The organism is Deltaproteobacteria bacterium (assembly GCA_018668695.1).
GTDB lineage: Bacteria > Myxococcota > XYA12-FULL-58-9 > XYA12-FULL-58-9 > JABJBS01 > JABJBS01.
The window spans coordinates 1-21,386 of the sequence record JABJBS010000039.1 but is presented as its reverse complement, the minus strand read 5'-3'; the positions used below and the strand labels follow the sequence as shown (position 1 = coordinate 21,386).

At 51.9% G+C, this 21,386-nt stretch carries 16 protein-coding genes; 9 read left to right on the top strand and 7 right to left on the bottom strand.

Translation table 11 applies throughout. The features are described from left to right. Positions 1-193: 193 nt before the first annotated feature. From HOK28_01885 to HOK28_01875, 3 genes are all read right to left on the bottom strand, one after another. Positions 194-3,238 (bottom strand): error-prone DNA polymerase, encoded by a 3,045-nt coding sequence (locus HOK28_01885; protein MBT6431811.1) that lies wholly within the window; start codon positions 3,236-3,238, stop codon positions 194-196. Positions 3,239-3,364: 126 nt separating this feature from the next. Further along, a complete protein-coding gene (locus HOK28_01880; GenBank protein MBT6431810.1) occupies positions 3,365-6,178 on the bottom strand; it encodes a DEAD/DEAH box helicase family protein in 2,814 nt (937 codons plus the stop codon). A 241-nt stretch (positions 6,179-6,419) separates the two neighbouring features. Continuing rightward, positions 6,420-7,994 (bottom strand): PDZ domain-containing protein, encoded by a 1,575-nt coding sequence (locus HOK28_01875; GenBank protein MBT6431809.1) that lies wholly within the window; start codon positions 7,992-7,994, stop codon positions 6,420-6,422. A gap of 713 nt (positions 7,995-8,707) precedes the next feature. Between HOK28_01875 and HOK28_01870 the strand changes: the two genes are divergently transcribed. Beyond that, positions 8,708-9,355 carry a c-type cytochrome gene (locus tag HOK28_01870; GenBank protein ID MBT6431808.1) on the top strand — a complete coding sequence of 216 codons (648 nt, stop codon included), beginning with the start codon at positions 8,708-8,710 and terminating at the stop codon, positions 9,353-9,355. Between the two features lie 88 nt (positions 9,356-9,443). Here the strand turns inward: HOK28_01870 and HOK28_01865 are convergent, their stop codons facing one another. Further along, positions 9,444-10,073, bottom strand: a complete 630-nt coding sequence (locus HOK28_01865; protein MBT6431807.1) for an SCO family protein — start codon at positions 10,071-10,073, stop codon at positions 9,444-9,446. A 480-nt stretch (positions 10,074-10,553) separates the two neighbouring features. Between HOK28_01865 and HOK28_01860 the strand changes: the two genes are divergently transcribed. From HOK28_01860 to HOK28_01830, 7 genes are read left to right on the top strand one after another with little or no spacing between them, the layout of a single operon-like run. After that, on the top strand, positions 10,554-11,201 hold the full coding sequence (locus tag HOK28_01860; protein ID MBT6431806.1) for a c-type cytochrome: 648 nt from the start codon (positions 10,554-10,556) through the stop codon (positions 11,199-11,201). A 23-nt stretch (positions 11,202-11,224) separates the two neighbouring features. Then, the gene (locus tag HOK28_01855) at positions 11,225-11,992 is read left to right on the top strand and encodes a cytochrome C oxidase subunit II (protein ID MBT6431805.1); all 768 of its coding nucleotides are present in this window, start codon (positions 11,225-11,227) and stop codon (positions 11,990-11,992) included. 25 nt (positions 11,993-12,017) lie between these two features. Next, positions 12,018-13,700, top strand: coding sequence for a cytochrome c oxidase subunit I (locus HOK28_01850; protein MBT6431804.1), 1,683 nt, complete (start codon positions 12,018-12,020; stop codon positions 13,698-13,700). 19 nt (positions 13,701-13,719) lie between these two features. Beyond that, positions 13,720-14,298, top strand: a complete 579-nt coding sequence (locus HOK28_01845) for a cytochrome oxidase subunit III (GenBank protein MBT6431803.1) — start codon at positions 13,720-13,722, stop codon at positions 14,296-14,298. Positions 14,299-14,313: 15 nt separating this feature from the next. Further along, on the top strand, positions 14,314-14,754 hold the full coding sequence (locus tag HOK28_01840) for a cytochrome C oxidase subunit IV family protein (protein ID MBT6431802.1): 441 nt from the start codon (positions 14,314-14,316) through the stop codon (positions 14,752-14,754). A gap of 19 nt (positions 14,755-14,773) precedes the next feature. After that, entirely contained in the window at positions 14,774-15,376 is a 603-nt protein-coding gene (locus HOK28_01835; GenBank protein MBT6431801.1) for a hypothetical protein, read from the top strand. Then, positions 15,373-15,651 carry a hypothetical protein gene (locus HOK28_01830; GenBank protein ID MBT6431800.1) on the top strand — a complete coding sequence of 93 codons (279 nt, stop codon included), beginning with the start codon at positions 15,373-15,375 and terminating at the stop codon, positions 15,649-15,651. Before HOK28_01835 ends, HOK28_01830 begins: the two co-directional genes overlap by 4 nt. Here HOK28_01830 and HOK28_01825 read toward each other — a convergent pair. Continuing rightward, entirely contained in the window at positions 15,631-16,674 is a 1,044-nt protein-coding gene (locus tag HOK28_01825) for a threonine aldolase (GenBank protein ID MBT6431799.1), read from the bottom strand. The genes HOK28_01830 and HOK28_01825 overlap by 21 nt on opposite strands. A gap of 18 nt (positions 16,675-16,692) precedes the next feature. Next, positions 16,693-18,687, bottom strand: a complete 1,995-nt coding sequence (locus HOK28_01820) for a PAS domain S-box protein (protein ID MBT6431798.1) — start codon at positions 18,685-18,687, stop codon at positions 16,693-16,695. Between the two features lie 126 nt (positions 18,688-18,813). Here HOK28_01820 and HOK28_01815 point away from each other — a divergent pair, with 126 nt between their 5' ends. Beyond that, positions 18,814-20,520, top strand: coding sequence for a PAS domain S-box protein (locus tag HOK28_01815; GenBank protein MBT6431797.1), 1,707 nt, complete (start codon positions 18,814-18,816; stop codon positions 20,518-20,520). Here HOK28_01815 and HOK28_01810 read toward each other — a convergent pair. After that, a partial coding sequence (locus HOK28_01810) for an FAD-dependent oxidoreductase (GenBank protein ID MBT6431796.1) occupies positions 20,481-21,386 on the bottom strand: 906 nt, incomplete at its 5' end. The genes HOK28_01815 and HOK28_01810 overlap by 40 nt on opposite strands.

Here is a 21,386-nt window from a genome sequence, read left to right as displayed (position 1 = left end):
GTTCACTCTCTACCTTGCATATTTGCAGCGAATCGGGGGGCAACGCAAACGTTAGTGGGGGTGAAAAATGAATATTTCTGGTGGTGGTTAAATGTAGGTTGTTGAAAAAGCTAATTTTTTCGCGTTTTTTCGGCGGATGTAGGGCCGCAAGAATCTACGTGCATAATGAAAGAAAAGTGGCTCTTTTCTGCATTTAAATCAAAGGTAGGCGCGCTATTTGCTCACACTTAACGTGGAGCGTGCCACGATGGCTCTGTAAGGTACCTTTGGCGAGTATGGCCGGTGCGCCCACAGCGACTGCTCTAGACTCTTCAAAGAGCTTGGGGCCTACAATTAAGTTAATAAAGCCCCATTCATCCTCTAGCGTTATAAATAGTATACCTTTTGCGGTCATAGGACGCTGTCGTATTGTTACAAGTCCGGCCACTTCAACAAAATGGCCATGCTTGAGCTGGCGCAGCAGGGCTGAATAGAGGACTCCCGCGGAATTTAAATGAGTACGCATGAAGTGCATCGGATGAGGGCCCACCGAGAACCCGGCATTGCGGTAATCTGACTCCACGCGGTTTTGCAGGTTCATCTCGGGAATTGGGGCAGGGCTGGGAACGTGCTCTTCTCTCTGGAAAAGAGGATCGTCTCTCTGAACCTTGCCTAACTGCCACACGGCCTGTCGGCGAGATAGGCCCAAGGGTGCAAATACTCCCAGCTCTGACAATGTCGCCCAGTCTTTCGAACTCAAGCTTATGCGTTGTTTCATCTCTCGCACTGACTCGAAAGGTTTGTTGTCTCTCGCGGTGACTAGCTTCTGGGCTGCTTCATAATTAAGCCCACGCACGTATGAGAAACCGAGCCTCACGGTTGATGCATCTTCGAGGGAGCAGCGGTGTTGCGACTTTGTAATGCTTATAGGGAGCACCCGCACGCCATGGCGCTGAGCATCTTTAACCAGTGTGGCTGGATGATAGAACCCCATGGGCTGGGCATTGAGAAGTGCGCAAAGGAAAGCCGCCGCATGATGATGTTTCAGATAGGCCGATGCATATGCAATGAGTGCAAACGATGCGCTGTGGCTTTCTGGGAATCCATAGTGAGCAAACGACTGTATGTTTTCAATCACCTCATCTTGTGTGTCCGGTGGGATCTGGTTACGTGTCATTCCATCCCGCAACCTTCCTATGATTGAAACCATGCGCTCTTCAGAGCGCTTAAAGCCCATGGCTCTTCGCAGTTCCTCTGCTTCGCCACCCGTGAACCCTGCAATGGAAACAGCTATCTTGAGAAGCTGCTCCTGAAAAATAGGGACACCGAGGGTTCGCTTCAGGGCGGGCTCAAGGCATGGATGCGGATACTTTACCGGATCAATTCCATCACGGCGGTGCAGGTAGGGATGAACCATTTGCCCCACAATGGGACCTGGTCTTACGAGAGCAATCTCAATGACTAGGTCATAAAAGCACCGCGGCCTTAACCTGGGAAGCATAGACATCTGCCCACGACTCTCTATCTGAAAGACGCCAACCGTATCTGCGCGGCATAGCATATCGTAAACATCAGGGTCGTCCTGCGGCAACTGCGCATAGTCTATATCTATACCTTCAGTTTGTTTGATGAGAGGTATGGCGTCCTCGAGAGCATTGAGCATCCCGAGGCCCAGCAGATCAACTTTAATGATCCCAAGATGCGAACAGTCGTCTTTGTCCCACTGGATCACCTTTCGGTTCCGCATCGATGCAGGCTCAATGGGGCAACTTGCATTGAGTTTCCCCGACGCAACAATCATTCCGCCTGAATGCTGGCCAAGATGCCTGGGCTGGTTGAGCAGCTGCTCTGAGAGAGCTATCCAGCTTTTGATTCGGTCATCACGGACATCAATACCGGCTTGTTCAAATTGTTCTGCAAGCTCTACTGAGTTCTCCGCGCTGCTCCATCTCCCGGCGATCTTTGAAACCTTGTCCAGTTGCGCGGGAGAGAATCCGAGTGCTTTGCCGGTCTCTCGAAGAGCACTTTTGGAGCGGTACGTTATAACGTTGGCAGTCATCGCTGCTCCGTCGGGACCGTATCTCTCATAGACGTACTGAATGACCATCTCACGTTTAGCGCCACTTGGTAGGTCGAGGTCGATATCGGGCCATTCGCCTCGCTCTTCAGAAAGAAATCTTTCAAAGAGTAGATCCATTGCAATGGGGTCGATTGCTGTGATTCCCAGAACGTAACAAACTGCCGAGTTTGCCGCTGAGCCTCTGCCTTGCGCCATGATGTTGTTGCTTTTTGCGAATCTAACAATGTCCCAGACAAGCAGAAAGTAACCAGCGAGCTGCAATTTCTCTATAACTCGCAGCTCTTTTGAAATCTGTTGGCGATGCTTGTTGGTAAGATTTCTGTAGCGCTTTGTGGAATGGCTCCATACGATTTCATGCAGGTATTTGTCTTGGCTTTGACCTTCGGGGGTCGGGAATACTGGGAATGTGTAACCTATGTCTCGAAATGAGAACTCGCACCTTTCGGATACCTCCTCACTATTGCGCAGAGGTTTTTTTTCACCGCTTAAAAGCTCCTGGATTTCTTTTCCTGATTTAAGTTTGTGCTCAGCGTTGGGTAAGAGCCGCGTGCCTGCTTGATCTAGAGTACATCGGTGGTGAATACAGCTCATGATATCAAGTAGGGGCTTTTGCTTGGCGTGCAGGTGTCGCACATCGTTGGTGATAAGCGCAGGGACCTTGAGGTGCTCAGCAAGCTCTTTCAGCTTCAGGAACTGGGCCTGGCTCTCCCGAGTTAAATGCAACGATGTTTCAATCGCCAAATGACTGGCGGTGAATATATCTGCGAGCGGGGTGGCAAGAGTATGTGAGATATAGCGTAGACCTTTGCCTGCCAGGCATGTCAGGCCTTGGTGATGAGCTCGGAGTTCATCAAGCTTAACCAAGCAGGTGCCTTTGGGCTGGTTCACATGACCTTTGGTGATGAGCTCGCAAAGGTTTTGATAACCTTGCAGAGTTTCGCAGAGCAGCCTGATTCTCCCTATGCCTGCAACATCCAAACTGACTCCCACAATAGGCCTAAGCCCAAAGGAATGAGCTGCTCTGCAGAAGCGGGGGATCCCGTAAAGCCCGCCGTAGTCGGTAAGCGCCAACGCTGCGAGGCCTTTCTGCATCGCGTGACGTGCCAGCTCCTCGGGTTCAGCCGTGCTTCGCAGAAAAGAGAATGAGCTTTGTGCTCCAAGTTCGGAATAATGGCTCATTTTACACATATGAACATCTGTTCAGTGTGTTGGCAAGTTAAATCTTTACCTATGGACGAGGCTGGGTGCACCGGCGCAAGATTAGACCGAGAATATTAATAACCGAATGAGAATAGGGGCTTATGGTCACCGAAGCAGGGCAAGGACATCGGTGGTGGTGATTCTCTTGGAGTCGGATGTACCCTCACTGCCAAGAATTTCACGGGCTAAATGCTCTTTGCGCTCTGCCAGCTCAAGCACGCGCTCTTCGATGGTACCAGCACAGACAAGCTTGTAGACGTTGACTGTCTGAGTTTGCCCGAGACGGTGTGCCCGGTCTGTAGCTTGACGCTCAACCGCAGGGTTCCACCATGGATCGTAGTGAATGACTGTGTCGGCTCGAGTAAGCGTAAGCCCTGTACCACCAGCGCGTAAACTAACGACGATAACTGGAGGCCCTTCCGGATCCTGGAAGCGAGCAACAACCTTATCGCGCTCACGGGTTCCACCATGGAGCCAACATGGATCAACGCCAAGTTTTTTGATGACCTTGATAATGCGCTTTTGCATCTCAACAAACTGGCTGAACACAATGACGGTTCGACCAGAATCCAGCGCTTCGCGAAGCAGCTCTTCAAAGAGTTCGAGCTTCGCTGAGTCCGGTACATTCGTACCCTCTGGCGACTTGAGCAATTCTGGGTCACAGCAGATCTGGCGAAGCTTTGTAAGCGCAGCAAGAATATCAAGATGTGCTTTATTGATACCAATTTGCTCAATCTTGCTTTCAACTTCTTTACGTAGCTGACCCGATAGGTGGTCATAAAGCGCTTGTTGCTCTTCACCCATCTCACAGCGGAGGACGGACTCAATCTTGTCGGGCAGCTCTTTAGCAACCTCACCCTTGAGACGTCGAAGAATCAGAGGTGTGACTCGTGCGCTTAACAGCTCTAGAGGCTCCCGTTCACCCCGGCCGATAGGTCGCGCGTAACGCTTTCTGAATTGCCGAAGGCTGCCAAGAAAACCTGGTGCCAAGAAATCGAATGTACTCCAAAGCTCTTCCGGTCTGTTCTCGATAGGCGTACCCGTGAGCGCCAAGCGCCGCTCGCTGGTAAGTTCACGAACAGCTGTCGCATTTTGGCTGGCCGCATTTTTTGCGCTTTGGGCCTCATCGAGGATGACATATCTAAACGGGATTTCCTTCAGTATCTCTGAGTCGCGTCGTAAGATGCCGTAGCTGGTCACGATAATGTCGGCGTCGCTGATATCAAGCTCGTGACGCACCTTTGGAGGACCGTGCCACAGGACCAACTTTAGCGTCGGCGCAAAGCGGTGGACCTCATCGCGCCAAACAGTGACGACTGAAGTCGGTGCGATAACCAGTGACGGTTTCGGGCCTTCATCCTCACGGGTCTTAAGCAGGAGGGCGATGGCTTGCATCGTTTTACCAAGACCCATGTCGTCGGCCAGAATACCCGTTAAGCGGTGGCGGTGAAGCATCCCCAACCAGTCTAAGCCGCGTGCCTGATAGTCACGAAGCTCTCCATTTAAGGTCTTCGGCGGCTCAAGCTGCTTGGGCGTATTGGAGTCTGCAAGCTCTGCAAGCCATGCTCGGGTTGCATCATCGGCTGCCTCAACCGCAGCGGTATTATTCATCAAGCGAAGTAGGCCGATGCAAAGCGGGCTGATCAATACTCTGTCGCTGTCTGCGCCGAGATCTTCAAGGAGCCTGAGCCCCTTACGGAAATTCTCGGACGGCGCCACATAGGAACCATCTTCGAGTCGTAGGTACTTCTTGCCTGATTGCAGCCAAGCCAAGAGGTCTTTCATTTTGACCAATGCTTCAACTGTTCGTTCGGTGTCGCCTTCAACGGTAATGGTTGAAACGTTGATTTTGAGATCGAGAAGCCCGCGTTCTTCGAGAAGCTTCACTTCGGTCCGCAGCGTAAGGTCCTTGTGGAAAACCGGAGCCGTCTTCGAGCGGATAATCTGCCACTCTTTCGGAAAGAGCTTTCGTCCAGGATCAAGAGCGTTGAGCGCAAGCTCTTGTTTACCAAGAAACGTTTCGGTCTCTTTATTGAAGCGAAAGCCCATTCGGCGCAGTGAGGTTCGAGCTTCTTCTTCAGCCGCGATATCGCGCTCAAAGAGAGCATCGGCGCCTTCGGAGCCTAGAAGGTATGGAGACCCCGGGTTGTGTCCGAGGACCCGTACAGTTTGACCCTGGTACATCGCCTCAAGGGTGACCTGAACCAAGGGCTCTTCGCCTTCGACTTCTGGAGCCCAGACGTGAGCAATGAATAGGTCCGGCGGCCCTCTTTGAATAGAGAGCATGTCGAGGTCTTCTTCCGGGATTCCGGCTGCCCGTAAGTCGCGTGTGAGTTGGTCGCGACGGCTTGGCGTCAGGTCTTTATTGAGGGCGATTCTCGGCGTGCGTCCCCAGCGTGCCATTTGCCAGGGCTCAGCTGATTCAATCTCGAAACACCGGCAATTACGAATCCAGAATGCTTGAGTGCCCGCAACAACCTTGCCCTGAGAGGGGTCAAACCAGTCACCATCTTCATCCATAAAGCCGAGGCAAAGTTCCATTCTGCCTTGCTCGTTCGTTTCGGCGCGTGCGCGAGGGAAAAGCTTGGAATCCGCGGGGCGAACTCTCTCGCCATCCATGAATGTACGACGTTTGGTAAGAAGCGGAAGCAGGCGAGCAACTTGGCCATCAGACAAAAAGCCGTAAGCTTGAGCTGAACGAAGTTCACGACCAATTTCTAAATCGAGTGGATGGAGTGAATCAAAAAGCGCCTTGAACTCGGACTCTTCGAGCGTAGGTTCACCGCGCTTCCTCGCTGGAAGTAAATGAAACCCCTGGCTTCTCCCGGCCGTACTAAGGACATAAACAAGGCGCACTGCACCTTCGCCTGCATCCCGAGGCCCCCCAAAAGCGTTACGAGTACTTCTTGCATACGCCATGTGGTTGCTCTGCTCTTACTGCTTGCCCGAGCATTTTACGTGTACACGAGCCAGCATTCGTTAAACTAATGCGAACCAAAAACTCTCGCGAGTCTCCAGAAACATGAACCAAAGTAGTGGCCTACACTGCCAGAGGTCAGAGAACAACCATTCATTGGGTTCTAATTAGAAGATATCCATCGCCCAAGCTACCGTTCCACTGGGGGATGGTAGCCGGGTGATAAATTAAATGGCCGGAATATCAAGGGTTTTCGAGCTGAATCACGCCAGTGCTTCGCTGCGTACGCTCTTTGCCGCGCTGCGGAAGATCGACAGCGACCTTGTTGCGCCAAACACGCATGGTAACCTGAGCTCCGTATGAGAGTTTGCCCAGTTTTGCCTGGAGATCATCCGGTGATTTTACGCGCTTACCATTGATTTCAAGAATCAAGTCATTGGCAAGTAGACCGAGTTCACGGATTGCTCCACGCGGACGAACCGTCGTAACAAATGCGCCTGATGTGTTGCGTCGACCCAGTTTACGGGCTGACTTCTTGGTGAGCTTTTCAAAGCGAGCTTCGAGGATGTAGGCGCGTCGACGTTCCGCCGGAGCAGCCGCTGTAGCCGCGAGGTCAGAGTCAAGATTAACTGGGCCTGCCTTGACTGCAGGAGCAGCGGCAACTGGAGCTGCAACTGCAGCCGGTTCTGGTGCACCTACATCGAGATTGACTGCGGCTGTGCTGCTGGATTCCGCTTTGCGGTTCTTAGCTTCTCGGGCAGCTTCTCGGGCACGCTCAGCGCGCTCTTTCGCATGCTTCTTCTCACGAATCTTGCGTTCCTTGTCTAGCTTCGCTTGAAGGGCTTTGCGCTCTTTGGCGGCCTGTGCCCGAATCGCAGCGTTCTTCTCTTCCTGCTTTTTCAGTTCTGCCTGGCGAATTACTTCTGCCTTTGCCGCAGCCAGCTCGTCTTCTGCTGCCTGCTTGTCCGCTGCAGCCTTGGCTGCTTCCTCGGCGATACGGCGCTCTTCAGCTACAATCTTTGCTTTTTCCATAGCGGCGATACGGCGCTTCTCTGCTTCAACACGTAGGCTCACAACATCGGTGACAACTTTACCTGAGACAGTAATCTGCAGATCTCCGTAGTTGGCAACCCAGTTAATATTGTCTGTGCTCTTGCTCTCCTCGAGGTTCCCGGGGACACCCAGAGCAGCATACATTTCAGACTGGCTCATGCCCGCTTCAACGCGCTTATCGAAAATATTTGTCATTGCGAGCGCTGAGCGGGTGTTCAACCAGGAGATAACCCATTGCGGGCTCTTGAGGCGATCACGAACACTGTCGCGGAAATCTTGAAGGCTTGGAATAGAGCGGGGGAGCACGAGAACCAACGGCTGCTTCGTGCCATCGGTTTTACTGATTTGCTCCAGAATCAGCCAAGCATGCCCTGAAGGCGTGAGCTGCGTATCATCTCCATCATCACCAAGGGCACCCTGGATACCATCGATAGGGTAGACGATTTCAGTAATTTCGACAGGTGTACCGGCGGGAATAACAGTACCGTTTGCCGGAAGTACAGGCGCGCGGTCACCGCCTAGGCTGTAAACCTTAACAATGTCGAAAGGTCGCGCATCAACGAAGAGCTTTGAACTGTCTCCGAAAAATTCGCCGACATAGACTGAAGACGCGAGCACATACTCTTTGCCAACAAACTCTCTCTTAAGGCGTTCTTTTTCACCATCTTCTAACTGCAGGCCAGCTTGAGTGCCGATGCCGAGCAGGGCGCAGCCTGATGAAAGCAATGAAAATACGATTGCGAGGCTAATTGGTGCGAGTCGCATAGAGTCTCCCTCTTGGAATGGAATTGGGACCAATTACTAGGAAGTAGTAGACGGGTTCGTCAAGAGTGGACGGCCGATTCTAGACTAAAAGGTATGGGCGTGTGAGGAATAGAGTTACGATTAGATCGGTCATACCCTTAAAACAAGATGTCCCTAAGCGTACGAAAACGCAACCAAGGCGAACTGACACGTATTAGTCATGGTAAATTGGTCAGTTATATTAGTCACCTAGAGAAGCTTCAGTATCACGAAAGCCGCGGCAAAGAAGAGTCCTCCGCTGATTGCGGTGATGAGGTAGACTTTTTTGGCGAGGTCGTCGCCAGTTTCATTGTTGGATCCAGCCATGATGTCCTCCATTAGAATTTTCCTAACGAACTAGGGAAATTACCGAGCACTGTCAAGCACTGCGCGGCGGGAACTCGTTAGGGTACATTTCAAAAAATAGTATAGTGATAAACCGTATGAATAAGCCACGAAATTGATCCAAGGATGACCGCGAAATTCGAAAACAAGGTCGGTTTGTTGGTTTGACATTTGATTCGTGGACGGCCAGTGGTGTAACAGACCAATGTGGCTTGGGCTTACAGTTGTGTGTTAAGTCTATATTTCAGTGCTAAGAGTGTACGTCGCTCGGGATTGTTTCTATGATGAGCCGCTGTTAGCATTGCTAACGAAGCGACGTAAACACCCCCACCTTTAGGAGTGGTAGTAAGATGTTGAGAATAGCAACCGGTATATTCTGTATGATCTGCTGTACGATAGCAGTTCTAATCGTCATGGATGCGGGAAAGATTTCCTACGCGCGCATGGTTGACCAGCGCTCACGCGAAGTTCAAATGGACCGAGTAGGATATACAGCTGAGCAAAACACCAAGCTGAGTGCTTACACTTGGGTGGATAAAGAGGAAGGCGGGGTTTCAATCCCGGTTGACCGTGCCATGCAAGTTATGGTGACGGAGCTTGGCGGCGGCCAGTGGGCGCCAATTCTTCCGAAGCCATTCTCACTTGAAGACAAGGGAATTACGAACGAAGGCCTGTTGGCGTTTGCGAGTCGCGCATCCAACGTCGAAAAGGGGTCTGCGTTATACAGCGCCAATTGCGCGGGTTGCCACGGAGCCAATGGTTCCGGTCTGAGCGGCCCAAACCTCACCGACGGCTACTGGCTACACGGAAGCGAGCCAACAGACCTTTACACAACTGTGTACGTCGGAATTGGCGCTAAAGGCATGCCCGCTTGGGGCGGTGCTTTTGGAGCACAGGTAAAGGATGTCATTGCTTACGTTATGAGCCTAAAGGACACCAACATTGCAGGCAAAGCGCCTCAAGGTGTTGACGCTGAAGGCAACGAAGCCCCGCAGTAATCGGATAACTCATTCGTTTTATATCGAGATTAAAAAGGTCGGCTCCGCCGGCCTTTTTTTATGAGCAGGGGACAAGGGTGGCTCAGCGCTAAGGGCTTAGCCGCTGGATGGCTTCGTCCAATAGGTCGAGGGACGCTGCATCTTGCTCGTAGAAGCCTCGAATTCGACCCGTGGCATCAACCAAGGCAAAATGCACGCTGTGGGCCGTATCAAATGGGGTCGGTTTGGTCTGAGCCGGATCAGGGCTATTCTCAGGCGCTTCGCCTCGGTCTTTGCGAAATAAGGCCTGGTGAAATCCTTCCGTCACAAGACTTTCCATTTCGTCATATTCACCACGCGCGAATTGCCAGATCCGATTATCAGCCCCGAACGTCGTTCCAAATATCTTAAGACGCTCAGCCGTGTCCGTCAGGGGATCGACGGTGAAGGATACAATAGCAGCGGGCGCGGGTCCTTCTTTAGGCATCCATACCTGCATTCTATCCTGGAGCTGCTTCGTAGATTGCGCGAGCAGAGGGCAGGCCCGCGGGCAAGACGTAAAGAGGAAGTTGGCTACCCACGGCTTGCCGTACAAATCCATTGTGCCGAACTCTTTACCGTCTTGGTTAACAAATGACCATTTGGGCACAGCACCATAATCTGGAAGCTGCTTCAGTTCACTGGCCGCAACATAAAACATCAGCACGATAAGGCCGACAACTGTGAATGCATATCTCATTGGTTCGCTCCTTGGTTCGACGTCTAGCCTCTCAAGCGATTGAATGAAAGGTCTCGCTTACCGGTCACCTAAAACATTTAACGATCCGGAAAACGAACGGATGTTTGGTCTTCAGGGGTCAAGTTACAAGGCTTTCAGTTGGTGGAAACAGTGTTAAAACCGTTAAACCGGGTTAATCGACGATCGAGAACAACCTGCAGAAGCCTCCTGTGCCCACAAGTAGGTATAGGCCGTGCGTGTTGTTCGGTTTCAACTTTTCCTGTTTTTGCTTTTATTTACAACGCTTTTGGGCTAAATTCTCCCTGCCGAATTCGTTGTCTCGGAGCTTGTGGTCCATTTGCCATTCTTTCCGTGAAGTTGTACGAAGCCGGCAGGGCTCATCAAATCCTGGGATACAGAAACTCTGGACCGAGCTCGAACTATAACGTGGTCTTGTGAGAGATTACGTAATTGCCGCACCGTTTGTCGCGGAGGACATTGATGGCTCTGAACAAGCAAATAACGGGTCTCCTGGCCCTGATTCTCGTAACCGGACTAATCGGCTGCGAACCCGGTACACCAGCAACCAGTAAAGAACGCGGTGAAGTTCTCTACGGAGCTTGTGTTTCATGTCACATGGAAAACGGCGCAGGTCTCGCGACCATTGGTGCTCCCGCTATCGCCGGGATGAGCACGTGGTACGTGGAAGCCCAGTTGCGTAAGTTTAAGGCTGGCATTCGAGGATACCACCACGACGACACTGAAGGCATGCGGATGCGACCGATGGCTCGCACTCTGGCTCACGAGGCCGACATTGTTGCAGTGGCCAATTACGTGGCCAGCATGAAGCCAATCGCAAGGCACCCAACTCTCGAAGGCGGGGACGCCGCCACTGGCAAGATGTACTACGCGACCTGCGCGACCTGTCATGGTGAAAACGCTCAAGGAAGCATGGTCCAAAACGCGCCGTCCTTGGTCGGACTTGATGATTGGTACATGCTCAATCAATTGAAGAAGTTTAAAGGTGGCCTTCGCGGAGCCAACCCGAAAGACACGACAGGTGCGATGATGGCACCGATGGCAATGACGCTTGCTGATGAAACGGCGATGAAGAGCGTTATTGCTTATATCAAAACGCTGAAGAATTAGTTGTAAAGACGAGGTGAACCAAGATGATTGAACAATTAGTCGATCAGGTCTCTAGCTACGCCAGCGACATTGATGGCGTCATTATTCTTATAGGCTGGTTCTGCGCAGTATGGTTTGTACTGGCAGAGGTGGTGTTTTTCGGATTCTGCTTCTTTTTTCGACGCAAAGAGGGCAAAAAGGCACTCTATGTGAGTGGTGAGCAGCCCAACGAAAAGAAGTGGATTTTCTGGCCCCACATCGCAGTTTTGGTTTGTGATGTATTCATCATTTTCGCTGCCGTTCGGGTTTGGGTCGACGTTAAGCAGACGTTACCGCCGATGGAAAAAGAAGTTCGCGTCACCGCACAGCAGTGGGGCTGGAACTTTCAGCACCCAGGTGCCGATGGCCAGCTTGGCGAGGCGGATTGCGTGAGCAATAAATCGTGCGACGATATCATGACCACAGACACGCTCTATATTCAGGAAGGCATCGTGTACCACTATCACCTGCGTTCCAAGGACGTCATGCACGACTTTTCAGTGCCGGCATTTCGTTTGAAGCAAGATGCTATACCGGGTCGTGTGATCACGGGCTGGTTCCAGGCTGAAAAAACGGGTAATTACATGATTCAATGCGCAGAAATGTGCGGCATTGGGCATGGCCTAATGCCGGCGCGTATTGCGATTGAGCCTAAAGCGCAGCATGCCGCATGGATTCAGGAACGCCCTGAGACCAAGCTCGCAGCAGCACGTATCAAAGCGACTCGTGAACTGGCCAAGGCTAACACGAAAAACTCCGAAGAAATTCGATAATTCAAGAAGTTTGAGGTAATCAGTCATGAGCGAAGCGGCCCACGACCATCACGAAGAACCGGGATTCATCTCGAAGTATTTCTTCCCCCTAGACCATAAGATTATCGCGATGCAGTACCTTTTTACGGGTATGGCCATGGCGGTTATTGGTGGCTTTTTTGTCTACGTTTTTAGAATGCAGCTGGCTTTCCCAGGGGCAAGCGTTCCAGGCTTCGGCGTTGTTTCACCGGCTGAGTACAACTCGCTGGTAACCAACCACGGGACGATTATGATTTTCTGGGTGGCAATGCCTGTCCTGATTGCGGCATTCGGGAACTTCTTAATCCCGCTGATGCTCGGTTGCGATGATATGGTTTTCCCGAGAATCAACCGGCTTTCGTATCAGATCTTCTTGTTAAGTTCGTTGGTGCTGATTGCTTCATTCTTTGTTGAAGGCGGCGGCTTCGGAGGCGCGTGGACAGCATATCCTCCGCTCTCAGCGCAATCGCAATACAACCTCACACCCTTGGGCTCCACGCTCTGGGTGGTGGCAGTAGGGCTCGAATTCATAGCCTTTCTGCTCGGCGGGATTAACTTCATCGTAACAACCATGAACTCTCGTGCACCTGGCATGAAATTCAGCGACATCCCAATGGTTGTTTGGATGATTATCATCGCCAGCATCCTGTTTCTCGCATCTGTCGGACCACTTTTGGCCGGCGCGGTCATGCTGATCTTCGACCAAACCGTTGGTACTGGCTTTTTCAATCCCGACATGGGCGGTGACCCTGTACTTTGGCAGCACCTGTTCTGGTTCTTCGGACACCCGGAAGTTTACGTTGTGCTACTTCCTGCAATGGGTATTGTTGCTGAGATTATCTCGGTTTTCTCTCGCAAGAAGCTTTTTGGCTACAAGACGATTCTTTACACGGCAATCGCAACAGGCGTGCTTAGCTTTACAGTTTGGGCTCACCACCAGTTCGTTTCCGGCATCGACCCAAGAATGGCCAATGTATTTACGGTGACAACATTACTTATTTCGGTTCCGATTGCTGAAATGGTATTCGTCTACATCGCCACACTCTTTGGTGGGTCGATAACGTTTACGACACCCATGCTTTGGGCGTTGTCCTTTATCGCCGAATTCTTGATTGGCGGCGTGACGGGAATCTTCCTGGGCGCAAGCGGTGCTGATATTTATCTTCACGATACGTATTTCGTCATAGCCCACTTTCACTACACGTTCTTCCCGATTGCCTTTATCGGCTCGTTCGCAGGGATTACGTACTGGTTCCCGAAAATGTTCGGGCGTATGCTAGATGAGACGCTAGGCAAGATTCACTTCTGGGGCACGGTTATTTCCTTGAACTGCATCTTTATCCCGCTCTTCTTCATCGGTGTTGCTGGGCAACATCGCCGAATTTACAACTTTCAGCACTTCCCAGAGCTGGCCACACCGGATCTTCAAAACATCCGTGTCTTCGCCACGACTGCTCTCGTTGTAATGATTTTGTTCCAATTCGTATTCTTCGCCAACATCATTAAGAGTTGGTTGTTTGGTGAGAAGGCGGGCAAAAACCCATGGAACGCGAATACGCTTGAATGGGTCGCAGCATCACCGCCTCCGCATGGCAATTTCCCAGAAATGCCAACGTGTTATCGCGGGCCTTACGAATACAGTGTTGAAGGTCGGGAATCCGACTTCTGGCCTCAGAACGAACCTGCTTAAGAGCGAGGGGTAAATAATAATGGGACACGCAAAACCAATTGCTACAGATCGTAGCGTTACGGGAATGCCAACAGGACGACTTGCCGTTTGGTGGGTCGTTGCATCGGAAATCGTTATCTTCGGCGGTGTTCTGGGGTCGTACCTGATTCACCGAATCGGACACCCAGAGTTTGGCCTGGATGCGATTCATACCAATGTGTGGGCTGGTGGCTTCAACACGATGGTTCTTCTTACGTCCAGCTACTGCGCGGTATTGGCTCACAATGCAGCGGAACAGGGCGACGGCAAGAAGGCGGCGAAGCTACTCTGGTTAACGGTCCTCGGCGGATTCATGTTCCTCTGCGTAAAGAGTTACGAGTGGAATCACGAGATCGAACTTGGTTACACCATAACAGCTGGCATGTTTTGGTCTTTCTACTATATCGCAGCAGGTATTCACGGACTTCACGTCATCGCCGGTATGTGTCTTATGATTTGGATTGCTGGCCAGGCTCGGCGCGGCGAAGAACTCCAGCGAGTAGAACTTATTGGTATCTACTGGCACTTTGTCGACTTGGTGTGGATTTTCCTCTTTCCGCTACTCTATATCGCGAAATAACACGAGGTAATATAAATGTCTGAAGAACATGCGCATGCAGGCACTGGTCACGACGACCATGGACATCACGACCATTCGGCCCATTACTTCTCAGTATTTAAGCTTTTGGTCATCTTTTTCATCATCAGCTTCATTGGTCCGTTTATCGCGGATTTTATGACTGAGCAGTTGGGCGTCCCTCATATTGTTGGCTTTCTCTTAACGATGATCACAGCTTTTGGTGTGGCGTTCTTGAAGGCGCGGCTGGTTATCGTCCATTTCATGCACCTCCCTCAGGAAAAGCCTTATATTGGCTACATCCTGCAGACATGTTTGGTGCTTATTGCAATTTTTATTGCCGGAGTAATGGTAGATGTCCTAAACCATGAAGGACAGAACTGGACAAACGATTCAGCGAAGGCTGCCGTCGAAAATGGCAAAGCAGCACTCGAGGCCCTTAAGGCTGGAAAACACTAAATCACGGCGGTAATTGGAGATGAATGATACCTTAGTTGCACCTGAAGTCTCCGCTTCCAACCCACCTCAACCCCGCGAATTAATTCCGAGTGGATTACTCGCGGTTTCGATCGCCATCGTCACAGAGCTCATGCTCTTTACCGGCTTTATCAGCGCTTTCATGATTGTGAAGGGGCGAGCAGTCGGTGGGGTATGGCCTCCTGCGGGACAACCGCTGCTTCCAGTTGAAGAAACGGCTATCAACACAGCCGCGCTAGTCCTGAGCGGCCTTCTTCTTATTGTCACTGAAGTGGTCTTCCGAAAAAACACAAACCTCGCCAAGATACCCATGGCTCTGTCCATTGGCCTTGGAGGCTGGTTCGTTGCAGCACAAGGGGCAGAGTGGACGGCCCTCCTGGAGCAAGGTTTAACCCTGACCTCAAGTGCTCACGGTGCATTCTTTTACACCATTGTTGGCTTCCATGGCATTCACGCAGTCGTTGCCCTTGGATTTATGCTCGGTGCTTTTGTGCGGCTCCTCATGGGTAATCTAACGGCCGGTCAGCTTTGGGCAACTCAAGCTTTCTGGTATTTCGTGGTTGGGATTTGGCCACTGATTTATTGGCAGGTTTACCTCGGATGATAAGGTTTGCCCCATGGTGCGCGGCACTGGTCGCAGTCGTATTGCCTAATGCCGCTCAAGCATGCGCGGTATGTTTTGGCGGAGAGTACGACAACCGGCAACAATTCATCGACACGACCGCCATCCTAACCTTTGCACCGCTGATCCTGATCGGTTTATTCATCTGGCTTATGGTTCGCCGCATTCAACGGGTAGAATCCCAACGGCAAGCTGACCTCGCGAAGGACCGCGAAGCGTCTTTGGCCGAGGTCGCGTTACCGCCCAGCGGGCCTTAAGTCGTTTAGAACAGCACCAAAGTCCTCAAGGTCACCTATCGTTGTATCGAAACCCATGCTCCAGCGGACCAGCATCGATTGCGGTTCCCACACATAAAAGAACCTGGTTTTCCGGAGTGGCTTGAGCCACGCTTTCGGTAGGGTCGCGAAAACGCATGATGCATCGGTTGAATACGGGAAACCAATCTCTGGGTAAGCGGATGCAATAGCCCGCAGTGAGGACGCCATCTCATTGGCGTGCAGTGCTATCTCGCGCCATAATTCGTTCGTCAAAAATGCTTTAAATTGAGCTGCAATGAATCTGGTTTTGGAAGGCAGCTGCATGGCTTGTTTACGTCGGAAGCGAAAACCTTCGGCAAGTTCACTGTTTCGAAACACAACAGCCTCAGCATGAAGTAACCCGTGCTTCGTGCCACCAAAAGAGAGCGCATCAATTCCCACATCGAATGTTGTCTCGGACAAAGATACTCCCAAGGCGGCCGCCGCGTTCGTGATTCGAGCCCCATCCATATGAAAGAAGAGCCTATTGTCACGAGCAAATTCGCCCAGAGCCTTGAGCTCCTCGATTGAATAAACCGTACCCAGCTCGGTAGGTTGAGTAATGGAAAAGGCTGCAGGCTGACTCGCATGCTGATCACCGAGACGGGTTAAGTGAGCCTTAAGGCTTGTTGGCGTCAGTTTTCCATCGCTGGACGCTACAGGTACAACCTGGCAGCCGATGAGTCTTTGCGGGGCACCACATTCATCTTGCCAAAGATGTGAGGTGTCGGCGCAGAGTATGCTCTGATGGGAACGCACCAAGCTGTCCAAGCAAAGCACATTCGTTGCGGTCCCATTAAAGAGGTAGAAGGTACGGGTGTCTTGACCAAAATTCTCCCTAAAAACTTTGTCTGCTTCTAGGGTCCAGGGATCTTTGCCGTAGCTGTGCGCGTGGCCTTCATTGGCTTCGATGATAGCCTGAAGAATTAAAGGATGGATGCCACTGTGATTGTCGGAACCGAGACTGCGCGTTGATGAAGCCATAAACTGTTTCTGCCAATGTCACTCGGGCGCGTCAAGCACGCTGTTCTTGTCGTCACCTGGTTCTAAGCGCCGTAGCTTACCAAGGCAGTCATAGAGCTGTTGTTCGCGTATCGGCTTTGTTAACACGCCGTGGACCATGGTCCGATTCTCATCACTAAGCTCTGGCCGCTGTCCAACGGGTGCGAGCAGCGCCAAGGCACCGGTAGAGTTTTGGTCCGGTTCAAGCAAATCTTGCCAATATGGGCCATTTGCGCCCTGGGTGCTGATATCGACCAGGCTGATGTCGTAGTGCTCACCTCGGGTTTTGGCATCACTTAAGAGTACATTCGCCTCGATTGCGCTTTGAGCCTCGTGAACCAGCATTCCCCAGCCCTCCAGCTTTTCACGAAGTGCAGTACGAAGCGCATCGTCAGTTCCCACGACCAGTACTCCGGTCCCGGCAAAGGGTGACAGGCTCAGGTCAACGCGCCTGGCTTCATCTTCGGTTTTACGAAGCAGGGCAGTGAACCAAAAGACGCTACCTTCACCCTGACTACTCTCAGCACCTATTGTGCCGCCCATGAGTTCGCACAAACTTTTAGATATGGCTAAACCAAGTCCGGTCCCACCGTACTGCCGAGTCGTGGAACCATCGGCTTGTGAGAAAGATTCAAAGAGTTTTGAAAGTGCGTCTTGGGAGATACCAATCCCGGTGTCCTTGATCTCGAACCGGATAGTGTATGCGTCCGGCATTTCGTCTTCTATGGATACGTGAACCATGACGACGCCCTCATCGGTGAACTTCACCGCGTTCCCGATAAGATTTGTAAGGATCTGACGGAGCCGTCCAGCATCGCCTTGAACCCATCTTGGCACATCGCGATTAACGGAGCATACGAGCTCGTAGCCTTTATCAAGCGCTTTTCCTGCCAACATTTCAGCGACGTCCTCAACAACACGCAGGAGATTGAAGTCGACCGTGTCAATTGCCATGTGGCCGGCCTCGATTTTGGAGAAGTCCAACACGTCGTTGATAATCTTTAAAAGGGACTGACCGCATAGATTTGCCGACGTGACATACTCGAGCTGTTCTTCGTTCAACACGGTGTCTTGAAGAAGGGCAGTGAGTCCTAGTATTCCGTTGAGAGGTGTTCGGATTTCATGACTCATCGTCGCAAGGAATTCGCTTTTGAGCTGATTGGCCTCCAGTGCTTCGTCCCGAGCCGCTGCAAGTTCTTTCTCAAATTGCTTACGCTTGGTTATGTCCAAAACGAGACAAACCATGCCCGGTTCCTTTTGCCTGGCATCGTGTTGCAGGCCTGACGCGGAAAACAACACGGGGACACGTTCACCGTTCTTCGTGAGCAGCCAGCGTTCCTCCTGGGCAACTTGTCCTTCGTTGCGAATGTCATGAATCCACTGGTCGGCTGGTTTAGATTCATCACTGGATAAAAACAACGTATCCAAATAACGGCCAGTCAGTTCTGTTGCGTCATACCCGGTTATAAGTGTCGCGGCCTTGTTTGTTGATTGAATCACGCCACTTGGCCCAGTGGAGAAGAGAGCCTCCATCATCGAATCGAGAGTGTTGCGGACGTAATCTCGTTGCCGTTCGACTTCTTGGGTCCGTCGCCCAACTTGGAGCTCGAGGTCTTCCTGGTAAGTCTGCATAAGTTGGTCTTGCTGACGGATTTGGGCCAAGAGATCATTTACATTTTGCATCAACGCCGAAAACTCATCGCTATCGCTGACCATCGCTCGAACGCGCGGCGCACCGTCTTGGGTAGCCTGAATGACTGCCTGCGCAAGCGAAACGAGTGGACGTCTCAGGAGATGATAAAGCGGAAAGGACAAGACAACCACGCCCACCATCGTAGAAATCAGCGCGGACCAAAAGTGCCGGTGGCCAACTGACGAAGATTGGTCGAAATAGTGGACAATGGCCGTGAATAAGCCGACCGATAAACCACTGAGCATGGTGGTGGCCAACACGAATTTTAACCGTGCCGGCAGTCTTTGTAATAAGCGCCTCATGTGTCTCCCGGACAACTACTTGTATTTTCATACAAACCGGTGTTTTTTCCAAACACTACGTTGCCTTGAAGCTTGAAGGTGAGCACACTGGTTTGATAATGCCGGGGTAAATGAACGGGGAAAGCTATGACCGACCAGAAAATTCCAGACTCAATGAATCCCCGGCTGGTCCAATTGGGCCGCATTGTGGACGAGCTGGTGGGCCGATACAGGCCCGCAGGGGCCCAGGAGGGTCGAGATAACGGAGATGTTCTTGATGGCGCACTCAATGGGCTTAAGGCGCTCCAGGAGATGGATGTGCTGCGGCAACTACCTACCTCGCGATTTCAGGAGATTTTAACGTCTGCTGTCTCAACGGAGTGGTACGACAACATTCTTAATGCCATTGCCGAGGTATTGATCGTTATTGGGCGAACTGGGCGCATTCAATCCGCAAATCCAGCAGCTCAGGTGTTTCTAGGTTATTCTGTCGAACAAATTGAAGGCATGTTCTTTCGCGATGTGCTCTCGGGTAAAACACCTTCTATGGATAGTTTACTGGCAGAGAGGTGCGGCGTTCCGAATGGTAGCCAACCGGTTCGTACGTTTTATCGCCATGCCGATGGCAGCCAGCTTCCCGTCGATTTTTCCAGTTCACCAATCTGTGATGACGAAGGAAACCTTCGTGCAGTGGTCTGCATGGCGCGAGACGTTCGCAGCCGCATACAGACAGAACATAGGCTACGGGACAGTGAAGAGCGTTATGCCTTGGCCGCCCGCGGTGCAAACGATGGTCTCTGGGAATGGAACAGCCGAACAGACGTCAACTACTACTCACCTCGCTTCGCGGAGCTCCTTCATTACCCGAACGCTGTGGTACCACACGAAATTAAGCTCGTAGAAGAACTTGTCCACCCGGATGACCGTGAACGGGTCCGCGAGGCCCTTACGCGTTACAGCGACAGCGAACCGTTTGATGTTGAATGCCGGCTTCGTGCATTCGCGGGTGATTACCGTTTCTTTAGTCTTCGGGGCCTTGGTGTCTGGAATACCGAACGCGAGATCACGCGAATGGTTGGTTCAGTTCGGGACATTACTGAGCGGCGGCAAACCGAGGAACTACGAAATCGATTCATTGAGCGAGTTATTTCAGCAGAAGACGCCGAGCGGCGACGAATAGCCAGAGAGCTCCACGATGAAACCGGTCAATCGCTCACCAGTGTCATGGTCGGACTCAAGGCAATTGAGTCGTCGATTGAGCCAACCGAAGCCCGAAACAGGGTCGCGCATATCCGCTCACTGGTTGGTCGAACCTTGGAGGAGGTCGGCCGTTTGGCCCGTGGTCTTCACCCAAGCGTTCTGGACGATTTAGGCTTTGCCACCGCGATTGGGCGTTACGCCTCTGAATACAGCAAAGCTCACCGGGTGATGGTTGATGTCCACTTACGTGGCGTCGATGCCGAAAACCGCTTGCCGCTGGTGGTTGAAACAACTTTGTACCGCATTCTCCAGGAGGCTCTGACCAATATAGCCAAGCACGCTGAAGCGACGACGGCGAGCATCATCGTTGAGCGTCAGGGTTCCAAGGTTCGCGCCATTATCGAAGATGACGGCCGAGGTTTCGACCTAAGTGAGAGTGAGGGCGTTACAACACTCGATATGTCTCACGGCTTAGGACTACACGGCATCCGAGAACGGGCGGCGCTGCTTAAAGGCTGGGTAACAGTTGAGTCTACACCGGGGATGGGCACTACGCTTTATGTGCATTTGCCGATTCCTGAATTGGATACGTCGACAGCTGATCTGGCCGGGGATCAGGACATCAGCACGAATTCCTCTGCAGACGACGGGTGAATCGCAATGGTGCGGTCGAAATCTGCCTTGGTAGCTCCGGCCTGCATTGCTGCAGCGAAACCTTGAATGATCTCAGCTGCATCGGGTCCAACCATGTGGCATCCCAGCACCTTGTCTGTGTCTTGATGCACTACCAATTTCATCAGACAACGCATCGTCCGTTCCTTGGGTGTCGGTGAAAAAAGTAACCCACCAAACTCCGAGCGGTAAACCTTCACAGCATCTGGATACTTGGCGCGCGCAGCTTCTTCGCTAAGTCCCACGACCCCAACGGGAGGCTGTGAGAACACCGCGGTTGGAATATTATCGTACTCCATCGTTGTCTCTGTGCCTTTGTAGAGCCTGTCGGCTAAGAGGCGGCCCGACTTAATGGCCACGGGCGTTAACATAGAGCGAAGCGTTACATCACCAACCGCATAGATGCCTGCGCATGAGGTTTCGTCGTTTGAGCTCACCTTTATCTCACCCCGTGACCCGAGTTCGACACCGGCGGATCCGAGTCCTAAATTCTCAGTGTTTGGGTGACGTCCTGTTGCTACCAGTGCCGCTTCGTCGGCCTCCAGGCGCGTCACATTTCCATCGGAGTCGGTAAAAGAAACCGCCGTGCCCGTTTCAGTTTTAGACACCTCATTGATTTGAACAGGACGATGAATTGTGAGGCCTGTTTTAATCAGCGTGGCTTCAAGGTGTTCCGCAATATCCTGATCAAAGGAGCTGAGGAGCTTACTGCGCACTAAGAGGTGTGTTTCCGTGCCCAGGCCTTGAAGGGCGCAGGCAAGCTCAAGTGCAATGTAACCGCCGCCGATAAGAATGGCGCGTTTTGGCTGGTCCTCAAGCTCCCAGAAACCGTCGCTGCTTATGCAGTG

Excerpts from the sequence above, each read along its gene's own strand:
- HOK28_01860 (MBT6431806.1), top strand. The coding sequence starts at position 10,554 with ATGGCTCTGAACAAGCAAATAACGGGTCTCCTGGCCCTGATTCTCGTA.
- HOK28_01835 (MBT6431801.1), top strand. The coding sequence starts at position 14,774 with ATGAATGATACCTTAGTTGCACCTGAAGTCTCCGCTTCCAACCCACCT.
- HOK28_01885 (MBT6431811.1), bottom strand. The coding sequence starts at position 3,238 with ATGAGCCATTATTCCGAACTTGGAGCACAAAGCTCATTCTCTTTTCTG.
- HOK28_01825 (MBT6431799.1), bottom strand. The coding sequence starts at position 16,674 with ATGGCTTCATCAACGCGCAGTCTCGGTTCCGACAATCACAGTGGCATC.
- HOK28_01840 (MBT6431802.1), top strand. The coding sequence starts at position 14,314 with ATGTCTGAAGAACATGCGCATGCAGGCACTGGTCACGACGACCATGGA.
- HOK28_01855 (MBT6431805.1), top strand. The coding sequence starts at position 11,225 with ATGATTGAACAATTAGTCGATCAGGTCTCTAGCTACGCCAGCGACATT.
- HOK28_01875 (MBT6431809.1), bottom strand. The coding sequence starts at position 7,994 with ATGCGACTCGCACCAATTAGCCTCGCAATCGTATTTTCATTGCTTTCA.
- HOK28_01815 (MBT6431797.1), top strand. The coding sequence starts at position 18,814 with ATGACCGACCAGAAAATTCCAGACTCAATGAATCCCCGGCTGGTCCAA.
- HOK28_01850 (MBT6431804.1), top strand. The coding sequence starts at position 12,018 with ATGAGCGAAGCGGCCCACGACCATCACGAAGAACCGGGATTCATCTCG.
- HOK28_01845 (MBT6431803.1), top strand. The coding sequence starts at position 13,720 with ATGGGACACGCAAAACCAATTGCTACAGATCGTAGCGTTACGGGAATG.
- HOK28_01865 (MBT6431807.1), bottom strand. The coding sequence starts at position 10,073 with ATGAGATATGCATTCACAGTTGTCGGCCTTATCGTGCTGATGTTTTAT.
- HOK28_01820 (MBT6431798.1), bottom strand. The coding sequence starts at position 18,687 with ATGAGGCGCTTATTACAAAGACTGCCGGCACGGTTAAAATTCGTGTTG.
- HOK28_01880 (MBT6431810.1), bottom strand. The coding sequence starts at position 6,178 with ATGGCGTATGCAAGAAGTACTCGTAACGCTTTTGGGGGGCCTCGGGAT.
- HOK28_01870 (MBT6431808.1), top strand. The coding sequence starts at position 8,708 with ATGTTGAGAATAGCAACCGGTATATTCTGTATGATCTGCTGTACGATA.
- HOK28_01830 (MBT6431800.1), top strand. The coding sequence starts at position 15,373 with ATGATAAGGTTTGCCCCATGGTGCGCGGCACTGGTCGCAGTCGTATTG.